Source organism: Massilia sp. Leaf139, assembly GCF_001424165.1.
Classification (GTDB): Bacteria; Pseudomonadota; Gammaproteobacteria; order Burkholderiales; family Burkholderiaceae_D; genus Telluria.
The window spans coordinates 105,705-118,422 of the sequence record NZ_LMOJ01000023.1 but is presented as its reverse complement, the minus strand read 5'-3'; the positions used below and the strand labels follow the sequence as shown (position 1 = coordinate 118,422).

The following is a 12,718-nucleotide window of genomic DNA, read 5'->3' as shown; positions in this document are numbered from 1 at the left end:
CAGGCCTGACTGAACGTTGAAAAAAGATAAGGAAATGCCATCGCCCACGGCCGCGTTGTTGAAACCCGACGTTTGCGCAAGCGCAAGCCGATACCGGGAGGGCGGGTGCTACTGTTTCCGTTGGCAAATTTGCGCTCGATAAAAATCACATAGGGATGACAGCGAGATGACCAGCAAAGTACTCTGGGGCGAGGGTTTATTGCTGCGCCCCCAGCATTTCCAGCGCCAGGATCAATACCACGAGCATTGCCTGCAAAAAGGCATCAAGGCCGTGCACCCGTATGCCTGGGGCGTGGAACGCTTGCAGGTCGACCGCGAGGCGCTGGCGAACAATGTCCTGCGCATCCTCGACCTGGCGCTGCGCTTCCAGGACGGCGAACTGGTCGACGCGCCGAACCATGACGCCCTGCCCGATACCGTCGACCTGAGCCTGCTGCAGCAATCCCAGCAAAGCATGACCTATTACGCGGCGCTGCCCGGCCTCAAACCGTTTAGCGGCAATTTCGCCACCCAGGGCCAGGCAGCGAACACGGCGCGCTTCGTCCAGGCGAATCAGGAAACGGCGGATCTGTACACGCAAGCCGCGCCGGTGCAGCTGGCCTACCTGAAAAAATCGGTGCGCCTGGTGCCCGAATCCGAACCGCGCGACGCCTACATCCATTTTCCCTTGCTGCGCCTGCGCCGCGCGGCCACCGGCGGCTTCGAGCTCGACCCGACTTTTGTCCCGCCCAGCCTGTCGATCGGCGCGGCGGCGCCCTTGTTCCAGCAATTGCGGCGCCTGCTCGACGCGCTGCAGGCCAAGGTCGGCGCCCTCTACGGCCACCACCGCGAGCCGAGCCGCAACGTGATCGAATTCCGCTCGGGCGATATGTCCTCGTTCTGGCTGCTGCACACGGCCAGTTCCGCCTACGCCACCCTGAGCCACCACTACCACCACCCGAGCCTGCATCCGGAGCGGCTCTACGAGCAACTGCTGGACGTGGCCGGCGGCCTGATGACGTTTTCCAAGAGCTGGACGCTGGCCGACCTGCCGCCGTATCAACACGCCGATCCGGGCCCGAGTTTCAGCAAGCTGCACACGATCATCCGCGAACTGCTCGACACCGTGATCTCCTCGAAATATTTCGCGATCGCGCTGAGCGAAGTGCGCCCCTCGTACTACATCGGCGCCCTCGACTCCGGCAAGATCGACGACAAGACGACGTTTTATATCGCCGTCTCTGCCGATGTGCCGGCGGTGCAGCTGGTCGACGTGGTGCCGCTGCGCTTTAAAGTCGGCGCGCCGGACGATGTCGAGAAATTCGTCCTGTCCGCGCTGCCCGGCGTGCGCCTCCAATACACGCCGCAGCCGCCGGCCGCCCTGGCCGTGCGTCCCGACACCTGCTATTTCATGCTCGAATCGAAAGGGCAAATGTACGAGCGCATGCTCAAGGCGCAATCGATCTCGATCTATGTGCCGGCCGGGATGAAGGAACTCAAACTCGAACTGCTGGCCGTTGCGGCCTGAGGAAAGGCACCATGTCCGGCCCCTTGATCCTGCTCGGTGACAAAACCTCGCACGGCGGCTCCGTCATCGAAGCCTCGAACCACAGCGACAGCGGCGGCGTCCCGATCGCGCGCATGGGCGATAAAACCGTCTGCCCGAAACATGGGCCGAACCCGATCGTCAGCGGCGACGCCACCCTGATCATCGACGGCAAAGCCGCCGCCCGTCACGGCGACAAGACCGCCTGCGGCGCCACCCTGATCGCCAGCCAGCAGGCGACGGTCGACAACCTGTGATGATTATTCATGACCTCCACCACCGCCGCGCCACCAAGCCCGCTGCCGGGCTGGCTCAAGAAAGCCGCTGTTACCGTCCTGATCTTCGCGCTGTGCTGGGCCGTCGCAATTACCTACTGGCGCGGCGCCGAGAACGCGCCGGCCGGCGCCGAACTGCTGCTGGCGCTGCTGGTCGCGCCGCTCGGCTTGCTGTCGCTGCTGTGGCTGGGTAAGAAAATCGTGACGGCGCGTGCCGTGGCGCCGGCGGCGACCGGCAGCGCCAGCGTTGCCCAAACGGCGGCGGCCGCGCCCCCGGTTGCGCCGCTGGCGATCCTGGCCGCGGCCCTGCGCGTTCCGCACGGCGCTTCTCCCGAAGACCTGGCCGCCGCCATGGCCGCCAACGGCGCCCGTCCGGATCTCGATCCGGAACTGGTCGACGACGACGGCTTTCCCGTCATGAGCGCGCGCAGCGAGGAGGCCGTCGATGAAGCGCTGCAGGAAGAAGTCCAGGAGTGGCTGATGCTGAATGGCATGGCCGAGCTGCGCCTGGGCGAGGCCGGGTGGCGCGCGCTGACCCTCGGCAGCGCCGTCGTGCGCGATCTGGCGCAAGAAGCCATGCTGCAATTGATGCCCGAGCAGGGAACACCGCCGCCGCTGCGCCTGCTGCCGATCTTGCCGACCGGATGGACGGTCGAACAGCGCCATGCGGCGGGTCTCTGGTTCAAGCACGTGATCGCGCAGCGCGGCTGGCCGATGGACAGTTTAACGAGGATGGAGGTGGCGTTCGACGCGACCCCGGCAGCCATTCTCGGGCAGTGCGCGGCGGATTGCCAGGCGCCGAACAAGGCCGCGACCTTGCTCCTCGCCTGCGATTCGCAAATCGACCAGGATACGGTTGACACCTGGGCCGCGAATGGTTCGCTGTGCACGGCAACGCGCGCTGGGGGCCGCATTCCCGGAGAAGGCGCGGCCGGTTTGCTGCTGAGCAGCGTGGAGAGCGCGCGCCAGCATCCCGACGCCTTGTTCGCTTGCCTGTATCCGCTGCAGGAAGGACGGCGCGAGGTCTCCAGCGACAGCGCCAAGCGCCCCGACACCAAACGTCTGAGCGATCTGGCCGAACGCTGCGCGCAAGGCGCCGGCCTGGCGCTGGCCAGCGTGGCCCTGATCGCGGCCGACAGCGATCACCGCGCCAGCCGCGCCCAGGAGGTGATGGGACTGGCGTCGGCAAGTTTCCCCGAGCTCGACGCCAGCACCGATGTCCTGCGCACCGGCACCACGACCGGCAGCTGCGGCGCCGTTCCCTTCATCGGCGCGCTGGCGCTGGCACGCCATGCGGTTTTCACCAACGCTGCGCCAACCCTGTTCCTCAGCAATGACGATCCGTTTATGTACAGCATGGCCCTGATCGGCCCGCCGCCGGCGCAGTCTGCCTGAACGCTGCACTCATCCGCACGCCGTGCGAAGCCGCCTACACACAGTCAGCCCGCACTCCTATTGGTGTGCTTCGTAAACTGGCTAAGATCGACCCCATGGATGAATGACACCAGGGAGTCGATCATGGCTGGAAACAAGCAATACGATATCGGTGCCAACAACAACGGCACCCATAGCCCGGGCACGCGCGGGCCCGATTCATTGTCGGGCCGTTCCGACCCGGCCGATCCGGACAGCGGCCAGCACCCGCAGGACGCCGGGCACTACACTGGCGCGGCCGGCGCGGACAACAGCGATCGCCCCGGCGGCATCGTCAGCGCCCCGCCGGAAAGCAATGTCGGCCCGGCCGGCGCTGCGCAAAGCGACCGTGGCGCCGCGGGAGCGCAATCCGCAAAGGAGATGAGCGCGGCAGCCGGCGGCGGCAGACCCGGTACCTCGGCCGCAGGCGCTGAGGCGGCGCAGGGGCAATCGGCCGATGCCGGCGTGACGGGAACCAGTGTGGATGAGCTGGCCAAGCAGACACCGGACAAGCCGGGCACGACCGATTCGCGCTGAAGCCCAATCAGCTGCGCCAAAAAAATAAGCCCGGACATTGTCCGGGCTTCATTTTGACGAACCTCTGTCGGGATTACTCCACCGTCACCGACTTCGCCAGATTGCGTGGCTTATCGACGTCGGTACCGCGTGCCAGCGCCGTGTGATACGCCAGCAATTGCAGCGCCGCCACGTGCAGGATCGGCGACAGTTCGCCGTAGTGTTCCGGCAGGCGGATCACGTGCAGGCCTTCACCCGAGGTGATGCGCGAGTCGACGTCGGCGAACACGTACAGCTGGCCGCCACGGGCGCGCACCTCCTGCATGTTCGATTTCAGCTTTTCCAGCAGCGCATCGTTCGGGGCGATGGTCACGACCGGCATCTCTTCCGTCACCAGCGCCAGCGGGCCGTGCTTCAGCTCGCCCGCCGGATAGGCTTCGGCGTGGATGTACGAGATTTCCTTGAGTTTCAGGGCGCCTTCCAGGGCAATCGGGTAGTGCATGCCGCGGCCCAGGAACAGGGCGTTTTCCTTACGGGCGAATTCCTCGGCCCAGGCGATGATCTGCGGCTCCAGCGCCAGCACCGACGACAGGGCAACCGGCAGGTGGCGCATCTGCTTCAGGTGCTCGGCTTCTTCCGCGTCCGTCAGGCGGCCGTTGACTTGCGCCAGGGTGAGGGTGAGCAGGAAGAGGGCGGCCAGCTGCGTGGTGAACGCCTTGGTCGAGGCGACCCCGACTTCGACGCCGGCGCGGGTGATGTAGGCCAGCTCGCATTCGCGCACCATGGCGCTGGTCGAGACGTTGCAGATGGTCAGCGTGTGTGGCATGCCCAGGCTGCGCGCATGCTTTAAAGCGGCCAGGGTGTCGGCGGTCTCGCCCGATTGGGAGATGGTGACGACCAGGGTTTTCGGGTGCGGCACGCTGTCGCGATAGCGGTATTCGCTGGCGATTTCGACGTTCACAGGCAGCTTGGCGATGCACTCGATCCAGTATTTGGCAGTGAGGCCGGCATAGTAGCTGGTGCCGCAGGCCAGGATCAGCACGCGGTCGATGTCCTTGAACACTTTATAAGCGTTGTCGCCGAACAGTTCCGGCATGATGCCGGTGACGCCCTCGAGGGTGTCGCCGATCACGCGCGGCTGCTCGAAAATTTCCTTCTGCATGTAGTGGCGATAAGGGCCGAGTTCGGCCGCGCCGGTATGGGCGTGCACGGTTTTGACCTCGCGCTCGACCGGCTTGCCGTCGACGTCGACGATCCAGTAGCGCGACAGCTGCAGGTCGACGACGTCGCCTTCTTCCAGATAAATGATCTGGTTCGTGGTGCCGGCCAGCGCCATGGCGTCGGAAGCGACGAAATTCTCGCCTTCGCCCACGCCCAGGATCAACGGCGAGCCCTGGCGCGCGGCGACGACGCGGTGCGGTTCTTCGCGCGAGAACACAGCGATCGCATAGGCGCCGTGCAGACGCTTGACGGCTTGCTGGACGGTGTCGAACAGGTCGCCGTTGTACATGTGGTCGACCAGGTGGGCGATCACTTCGGTGTCGGTCTGGCTCGTGAATTCGTAGCCGAGTCCCTTGAGTTCGCTACGCAATTCGTCGTGGTTTTCGATGATGCCGTTGTGCACCAGCGCGATGCGGGCCGTTTCTTCGTTCGGCGAGAAGTGCGGGTGGGCATTGTGCGAAGCCGGCGCGCCGTGGGTGGCCCAGCGGGTGTGGGCGATGCCGGTGAACCCTTGCAGGCCGGTGCCGGCGATTTGCGTTTCGAGGTCGGCTACGCGCGAGGTGCTGCGCGAACGGGCCAGACGGCCTTCGACGTGCAGGGCGACGCCGCAGGAATCGTAGCCGCGGTATTCGAGGCGTTTCAGACCCTCGATCAGGATAGGGGTGATGTTACGTTGAGCAACTGCGCCGACAATACCGCACATGAACTGACCTCGTTATAAAAAATTAGCAATGAAGGATATCGTACGGCAATGCGCATGAAATATGCTTTCAGAGCGCAGGCTTTTTTGTTATAAAATTTCACGCCCCATGAAAGATGAAATATTCTTTCATCTATCGCTGAATACTTGATGAAAATTTCATGACAATTGATCCGACTACCCTGGACGAACTCGATCGTCGCATCCTGAATGCCCTGCAGACTGATGCATCGCAGACGAATGCGGAGCTGGCGGGACAGGTTCACGTGTCGCCGCCAACTTGTCTGCGCCGGGTCAAGCAGCTGACGGAGAATGGTGTTATCTCACGGCAAGTAGCGCTTGTCGACCCCGACAAGGTCGGCGCACGCCTGACCGCCATCGTCGAGATCACCCTCGATGTGCAGGCGGCCGAGCGCATGGCCGATTTCGAGAAGCTGGCGGCGTGCGAGGATGCCGTGATGCAGTGCTACCGCGTGGCGCCGGGCCCGGATTTCGTGTTGATCGTGCAGGTGGCCGACATGCCGGCCTACCACGCGCTGGCACACCGCCTGTTCGCCACCCACGCCAACGTGCGCAACGTCAAAGCCTATTTTTCGACGTTTAGAAGTAAATTCGACACCCGCATCGCCGTCTGAAGCGGCAGTGTTAGCCTGTGGATAATTCTGTGTAGAACAGGGTGAAAACAGCAGGGGTATCCCGTGCATAAGCCGGTGGATACCCCTGTGAATTTCACGTCGATAAGCCGTGTAAAAACGGTGGATTACTTCGGCTTTTTGACGGGACGGCTCCAGCCTTCGACCGTTATCTGCTTGGGGCGCGAGATGGTCAGCTTGCCGGCCGGCGCGTCTTTCGTCAGCGTGGTGCCGGCGCCGAGCGTGGCGCCCCTGCCGACCGTGACCGGCGCGACCAGCTGGCTGTCGCTGCCGATGAAGGCGTCGTCCTCGATCACCGTGCGGAATTTATTGGCGCCATCGTAGTTACACGTGATGGTGCCGGCGCCGATGTTCACGCGCGAGCCGACCGTGGCGTCGCCGACATAGGCCAGGTGATTCGCCTTGCTGTGCGCCGCGACCTGGCTGTTTTTGACTTCCACGAAATTACCGATGTGGACATCTTCCCCGAGTTGCGTGCCCGGGCGCAGGCGCGCATAGGGGCCGATCTGGGAGGCGGCGCCGACCACGGCATCCTCGATATGGCAGAACGGTTTGATCTGGGCGCCGGCGCCGACCCGGGCATTGACCAGCACGCAGTGCGGGCCGACCTTCACGCCGTCGGCCAGTTCGACCCGGCCCTCGAACACGCAGCCGACGTCGATCACGACATCGCGTCCGCAAATCAGTTCGCCGCGCACATCTAAACGCGCCGGATCCATCAGCGTGATTCCCTTTTCCAGCAGGGCGTTGGCGATGTTCAGTTGATGGCGGCGCTCGAGTTCGGCCAGTTGCACCTTGCTGTTGACACCGGCCACTTCCCATTCGCCGCTCGGCGAAGCGGAAACCACTTCGACGCCATCGGCGACGGCCTGGGCCACGATGTCGGTCAGGTAATACTCGCCCTGTGCATTGTTGTTCGACAGCGCCGCCAGCCAGCGTTTCAGGTGCTGGGTCGGCACCGTCATGATGCCGCTGTTGATTTCGCGGATGGCGCGCTCGGTGTCGCTCGCATCCTTTTCTTCGACGATGCGCACGATGCGGCCGTTCTCGCGCACGATGCGGCCCAGCCCGAAGGGATTGGCCTGCTCGACGGTGAGAATACCCAGCTTGTCGCTGCCGGCGGCATCGACCAGGCGGCGCAGCGAATCGGCAGTCGTCAGCGGCACGTCGCCGTAGAGCACCAGGGTCGGCACGTTTTCATCGAGCTGGGGCACGGCCTGCATCACGGCGTGGCCGGTGCCCAGCTGCGGCTGCTGCAAGGCGGTGTCGATCGGCGCCGCGCCATCCTGCGCCAGGCCTGCCACCATCTCCGGCACCGCTGCGCCCCCGTGTCCGTAAATCACGCATAATTTACTCGGCCGCAGCAGGCGCGCGGTATCGATCACATGCTGCAACAGCGGCTTTCCCGCCAGCGGATGCAACACTTTAGGCAGCGCGGACTGCATGCGCTTTCCCATGCCGGCGGCAAGGATGACAACGTTCATAAGCCGTATTCAATAAGAGTTAATAAGATGAAAAAGTTTATCACGCATGCCTCTTCACACCACTCACTGCTGCAGCGCACGCGTGCCCTGTTCCTGATTGCCCTGCTGGCCCTGGTCGGCGCTTGCAGCACCATCCGCTTCAGCTACAACCATGGCGACACCCTACTGTACTGGTGGCTCGACGCCTATGTCGACTTCGAGGGAGAACAGTCCGATTGGGTCAAACGCGATATCCGCGAACTGTTTCAATGGCACCGCAAAACCCAGCTCGACGATTACGCCGCCCTGCTCGGCACCTTCCAGCAGCAGCTGGCCGGCAATCCGACCCAGGCCGATTTATTGAACGGTTACCGCGAGATCCGCAAGCACACCGAAACCCTGGCCATGAAGGCCGTGCCGGACATGGTCGACCTGGCCCGTTCGCTGACGCCCGAGCAGATCGAACAGATGGAAGGACGGTTTAAAAAGAAAAACGACGAATACCGCCGCAAATTCGTCAGCGGCAGCGTCGAGAAACGCAATGAGGCGCGCTTCGATAAATCGATGGAACAATTCAAATTGTGGTTCGGCGGCTTTAGCAACGAGCAGGAAAAAGCCCTGCGCCGCGCCTCCGACGCCCGTCCGCTCGACAACAACGTCTGGCTGGAAGAACGCATGCTGCGCCAACGGAAAATCCTGGCCCTGGCGCGCAAGATTCAGCAGGAAAAGCCGAGCAAGGAACAAACCGCCACCATGATCACTGCGCTGCTACGCGAATTCTTTACGCGCATGGATGCGCCGGAACGCAAGGGGTTTTATGACGCGTATATCAATGCGACCAGCAATTACATCCTGAGCGCAATCCGCATCGCCACGCCGGCCCAGAAAGCCCATGCGCAGCAACGCATGCAGGGGTGGATCAACGATTTTAATGTGCTCGCGAAAGAGGCGAAATAAGGGCATCGGCCATCTGTTATAGTGCGCGCCATGCAAAAAAGTTCGAGCAAATCCCAGGGCCAGCACGGCCGTCCGCGCCTGGCGCCGCAGCAGGTTCGCATCATTGGCGGCGAGTGGAAACGCCGTTTATTGCCGGTGCTCGACGCGCTCGGCCTGCGCCCGACGCCCGACCGCGTGCGCGAAACCGTGTTCAACTGGATTCACCACCAGGTCGGCGGCGACTGGGAGGGCGTCGATTGCCTCGATCTGTTCGCCGGCAGCGGCGCCCTCGGCTTCGAAGCGGCCAGCCGCGGCGCGCGCATGGTGACGATGCTGGAACTGCATGCACCCGCGGCGCGCCAGCTGCAGGACAACGGGCAGATGCTGAAGGCGCAGAATGTCTCCATCCTGCGCGGCGACGCCTTTGTCCTCGCGCGCGACCTGGCGCAGCGTGGCCAGCGCTACGATGTCATCTTCCTCGATCCGCCGTATCAACAGGATCTGATCGCCAAAGCGCTGCCGCTCTGCGTCGATTTATTAAAAGAGGACGGCCTGGTCTATGTGGAAGCGGAATATGCGCTGCCCACCGGAGAAGGCATGCCCGACTGGCTGGCACCGTGGATACAGATCCGCGCCGACAAGGCGGGCATGGTCTACTATCACTTGCTGAAGCTGAACCCCATGTAAGATAACTTGCACGAAAACAAGGCTTAAACACGCCATGTTTGCCCAATTCGCGGGCAAAACCGCCCCCATGCTGGGGCAATTGCCAGATTTTCAGGCATAATGCGCGTTCCAGGGGCGTTTGCGCTCTAACTCAGGTGTTTCTTCCAGGGAGCAGCAATGGTAGTAGCCGTTTATCCAGGTACCTTCGATCCGCTCACCCGCGGCCATGAGGATCTGGTTCGCCGTGCATCGGGTCTCTTCGACACGCTCGTCGTCGGTGTCGCCGACAGCAAGAACAAGAAGCCATTCTTCTCGCTCGAGGAGCGCCTGGAGATTGCCAACGAGGTGCTGGGCCATTACCCGAACGTCAAAGTCCAGAGTTTCTCCGGCTTGCTGAAAGACTTCGTACGCCAGCACGATGCGCGCGTCATCGTGCGCGGCCTGCGCGCCGTGTCCGACTTCGAGTACGAGTTCCAGATGGCCGGCATGAACCGCTATCTGCTGCCCGATGTCGAAACCCTGTTCCTGACCCCGTCCGACCAGTACCAGTTCATTTCGGGCACCATCGTGCGCGAAATCGCGATGCTCGGCGGCGACGTGTCCAAATTCGTGTTCCCTTCGGTCGATCGCTGGCTGCAAAAGAAAATTGCATCCATGAGCGCGCCGAAAGCCTGAGTTTTTAAATCGAGCAGCACCATGGCCTTATTGATTACCGACGACTGCATTAATTGCGACGTGTGCGAGCCTGAGTGCCCGAACGACGCGATTTCGATGGGCGCAGAGATCTACGAGATCGACCCCCATAAATGCACGGAATGCGTCGGCCACTTCGACGAACCGCAGTGCCAGGCCCTGTGCCCGGTCGCCTGCATTCCGTTCAATCCCGCCTGGCGCGAAACGCGCGAGGAATTATTGATCAAGTACGAACGCCTGACGGCCAATAAGAACACCGCCTGAGCCATCGCGGCGGTGCGCCACCTTGCCGGTGGCAATGCTATGCTCGGCCATGGCCACTTCCGCTCCTTCGTCCGCATCGACTCCCGAATCCGAATCCGCGTTCACAGGTGATGCCTTGCCGTCCACGGTGGACGAAAACATCGGCACCATCGCCGAGTATTGCAAACGCCACGAGCAGCGCGCCACGCCGGCCCAGAAAGTCGTCGAAAAGATCAGCCTGTTTCTCGGCAGTCCCGGCTATTTCGCCACCAACATGGCTTTCGTCCTGTGCTGGCTGGTTTGGAACAGCGCCGCTTCCTTCATCGACCTGCCCCAGCCGGACGAGCCGCCGTTTTTTTGGCTGCAGGGTTTTGTCTCCCTCAACGCTTTCATTATCTCCACCACCGTGCTGATCCGCCAGAACCGGATGTCGAAACTGGCCGACCGGAATGCCCATCTCGACCTGCAGATCAGCCTGCTGGCCGACGAAAAGACCAGCAAGATCATCGCCATGCTGGAAGAGATCCGGCGCGACTCGCCAAATCTGGCCGACAAGCCGGACGATAAAGCCGAAGAGCTGGCCAAGCCGGCAGACACGACCAGCGTGCTGGAAGCGATCGACCGCAAGACCCGTTAGTTCCCCACTGTCATCCCGCTTAGTTTCCCTACGTATTGTGCTCTTGCAGCATTGAAATAGTCTGTCGGTCTTGATTTTCGACAAGATTTCGGTGCTATATTGCTATTGCTGTTTTAGCACGAGCATACTTTTTTCGATGAAACGGGGAGTGTGGTGAACATCAATAACTTGCGCATCGGCCAGCGCCTGGCGATCGGCTTCGGGATCGTGATTTCCTTGCTGGTCTTGTTGGCCGGCCTTTCTTATACGCGCCTGGCCAGCCTGAACGCGGAAATGGATGCATTGATCCACTTGCGCTACGCGAATACCGTCAGCGCGAATGCGATCAAGACCGACGTCAACGAAGCCACGCGCGGCATGCTCAGTGTGCTGGTGATGAGCGATCCCGACCAGGTGCGCAAGGAACTCGAGAACGCACGTCAAAAAAGCGCGAACGCCAGCGCCGCCGTCGCCCACCTGGGGCGCAGCCTGGACGATGCCGAGGCAGCCAAGATCCTGGCAAATATCGGTACGATCCAGGCGAAATTCCTGCCGGCCCAGGACGCCTTCGGCAAACTCGTGCTGGAAGAGCGCAAGGACGAGGCCATGGTCAAATTCATGTTCTCGCTGCGCCCCCAGCAAACGAAATATTTCGAGCAGCTCGACCGCTTCATCGCTTACCAGAACGCCGCCATGACGGCCGCCGGTGAAGCGGCGTCCACCGTAACGCGCCGCACCCAGCTGTTCGTGTTGATCCTGGCCGGGGTCGCCGCCCTGATTTCCCTGGGCGTGGCCTGGCTTGCCACCCGCAGCATCGTGCGTCCGCTGCGCCATGTGGTGACGATTGCGCGCCGTGTGGCCGATGGCGATCTGACCAGCGAGATCCGCGCCGATACGCGCGACGAAACCGGGCAGATGATGCACGCGCTGCGCCACATGAACGACAGCCTGCAGCGCATCGTCGCCGACGTGCGCGTCAGCACCGAAGCGATGGCCAGCGCCTCCACCGAAATTGCCAGCGGCAACATCGACCTCTCCACCCGCACCGAGCAGCAGGCGGCGTCCCTGGGCGACACGGCCGATTCGATGCGCACGCTCACCGGCACCGTCCAGCAAAACGCCGACAACGCGCGCCAGGCGAACGCCCTCGCCGCACAAGCCTCGAGCGTGGCCGCGCGCGGCGGCGCCGTGGTGGCGCAAGTGGTCGACACCATGGGTTCGATTACGGCCTCCTCGAAGCGCATCGTCGACATCATCGGCGTCATCGATTCGATCGCCTTCCAGACGAATATCCTGGCCCTGAACGCGGCCGTTGAGGCGGCCCGCGCCGGCGAACAGGGACGCGGTTTCGCCGTCGTCGCCAGCGAGGTGCGCAGCCTGGCTCAGCGCTCGGCGGCGGCGGCAAAAGAAATCAAGGTGCTGATCGGCGACTCGGCCGACAAGGTGCGCGAAGGCAGCCACCTTGTCGAGCAGGCCGGCGCCACCATGCGCGACGTCGTCGACAGCGTGCGCCGCGTGACCGACATCATGGCCGAGATCACGGCCGCCAGCGCCGAACAAAGCGCCGGCATCGCCCAGGTCAGCCGCAACGTCGCGGACATGGACAACAGCACGCAAGAAAACGCCGCCCTGGTCGAGGAAGCGGCCGCTGCCGCGGCGTCGATGCAGGAGCAGGCCACGCAACTGGCGCGCGCCGTGAGCATTTTTAAATTGGCCACGCCGGCGGCAACGCTGGCGGCGGACACGCTGCCACGCCTGCCGGCCCCGCCAGCGGCCATCGAATAATCGAATAAAACGC

General features: G+C 62.9%; 13 protein-coding genes. 11 read left to right on the top strand and 2 right to left on the bottom strand.

Features of this window, described 5'->3' with window-relative positions; genetic code table 11:
- Window positions 1–166 precede the first annotated feature (166 nt).
- The 4 genes from tssK to ASF77_RS14665 all read left to right on the top strand — a co-directional run bounded on the left by tssK (window position 167) and on the right by ASF77_RS14665 (window position 3,750).
- Window positions 167–1,507: a type VI secretion system baseplate subunit TssK gene (tssK, locus tag ASF77_RS14680; RefSeq protein ID WP_056340800.1), complete on the top strand. Its 1,341-nt coding sequence runs from the start codon at window positions 167–169 to the stop codon at window positions 1,505–1,507.
- 11 nt (window positions 1,508–1,518) lie between these two features.
- On the top strand, window positions 1,519–1,782 hold the full coding sequence (locus ASF77_RS14675) for a PAAR domain-containing protein (RefSeq protein WP_056340799.1): 264 nt from the start codon (window positions 1,519–1,521) through the stop codon (window positions 1,780–1,782).
- A gap of 9 nt (window positions 1,783–1,791) precedes the next feature.
- Window positions 1,792–3,195, top strand: a complete 1,404-nt coding sequence (locus tag ASF77_RS14670) for a hypothetical protein (RefSeq protein WP_056340798.1) — start codon at window positions 1,792–1,794, stop codon at window positions 3,193–3,195.
- A 123-nt stretch (window positions 3,196–3,318) separates the two neighbouring features.
- Window positions 3,319–3,750: a hypothetical protein gene (locus tag ASF77_RS14665; RefSeq protein WP_056340796.1), complete on the top strand. Its 432-nt coding sequence runs from the start codon at window positions 3,319–3,321 to the stop codon at window positions 3,748–3,750.
- 73 nt (window positions 3,751–3,823) lie between these two features.
- On the opposite strand, the gene glmS is transcribed toward ASF77_RS14665, so the two are convergent.
- A complete protein-coding gene (gene glmS, locus ASF77_RS14660) occupies window positions 3,824–5,653 on the bottom strand; it encodes a glutamine--fructose-6-phosphate transaminase (isomerizing) (protein ID WP_056340794.1) in 1,830 nt (609 codons plus the stop codon).
- A 158-nt stretch (window positions 5,654–5,811) separates the two neighbouring features.
- On the opposite strand from glmS, the gene ASF77_RS14655 reads away from it, so the two are divergent.
- Complete coding sequence (locus ASF77_RS14655) at window positions 5,812–6,285, top strand: Lrp/AsnC family transcriptional regulator (RefSeq protein WP_056340792.1); 474 nt, start codon at window positions 5,812–5,814, stop codon at window positions 6,283–6,285.
- Window positions 6,286–6,410: 125 nt separating this feature from the next.
- Here the strand turns inward: ASF77_RS14655 and glmU are convergent, their stop codons facing one another.
- The gene (glmU, locus tag ASF77_RS14650; RefSeq protein ID WP_056340790.1) at window positions 6,411–7,787 is read right to left on the bottom strand and encodes a bifunctional UDP-N-acetylglucosamine diphosphorylase/glucosamine-1-phosphate N-acetyltransferase GlmU; all 1,377 of its coding nucleotides are present in this window, start codon (window positions 7,785–7,787) and stop codon (window positions 6,411–6,413) included.
- A 27-nt stretch (window positions 7,788–7,814) separates the two neighbouring features.
- On the opposite strand from glmU, the gene ASF77_RS14645 reads away from it, so the two are divergent.
- The 6 genes from ASF77_RS14645 (at window position 7,815) to ASF77_RS25125 (ending at window position 12,705) form a co-directional block, all read left to right on the top strand.
- Window positions 7,815–8,723 carry a DUF6279 family lipoprotein gene (locus ASF77_RS14645; protein ID WP_056340788.1) on the top strand — a complete coding sequence of 303 codons (909 nt, stop codon included), beginning with the start codon at window positions 7,815–7,817 and terminating at the stop codon, window positions 8,721–8,723.
- Between the two features lie 30 nt (window positions 8,724–8,753).
- Window positions 8,754–9,389 carry a 16S rRNA (guanine(966)-N(2))-methyltransferase RsmD gene (rsmD, locus tag ASF77_RS14640; RefSeq protein WP_056340786.1) on the top strand — a complete coding sequence of 212 codons (636 nt, stop codon included), beginning with the start codon at window positions 8,754–8,756 and terminating at the stop codon, window positions 9,387–9,389.
- 156 nt (window positions 9,390–9,545) lie between these two features.
- The gene (gene coaD, locus ASF77_RS14635) at window positions 9,546–10,043 is read left to right on the top strand and encodes a pantetheine-phosphate adenylyltransferase (RefSeq protein WP_056340784.1); all 498 of its coding nucleotides are present in this window, start codon (window positions 9,546–9,548) and stop codon (window positions 10,041–10,043) included.
- A 21-nt stretch (window positions 10,044–10,064) separates the two neighbouring features.
- The gene (locus ASF77_RS14630) at window positions 10,065–10,325 is read left to right on the top strand and encodes a YfhL family 4Fe-4S dicluster ferredoxin (protein ID WP_056340780.1); all 261 of its coding nucleotides are present in this window, start codon (window positions 10,065–10,067) and stop codon (window positions 10,323–10,325) included.
- Window positions 10,326–10,440: 115 nt separating this feature from the next.
- Window positions 10,441–10,941 (top strand): DUF1003 domain-containing protein, encoded by a 501-nt coding sequence (locus tag ASF77_RS14625; RefSeq protein ID WP_162244860.1) that lies wholly within the window; start codon window positions 10,441–10,443, stop codon window positions 10,939–10,941.
- 153 nt (window positions 10,942–11,094) lie between these two features.
- The gene (locus tag ASF77_RS25125) at window positions 11,095–12,705 is read left to right on the top strand and encodes a methyl-accepting chemotaxis protein (protein WP_056341230.1); all 1,611 of its coding nucleotides are present in this window, start codon (window positions 11,095–11,097) and stop codon (window positions 12,703–12,705) included.
- Window positions 12,706–12,718 lie beyond the last annotated feature (13 nt).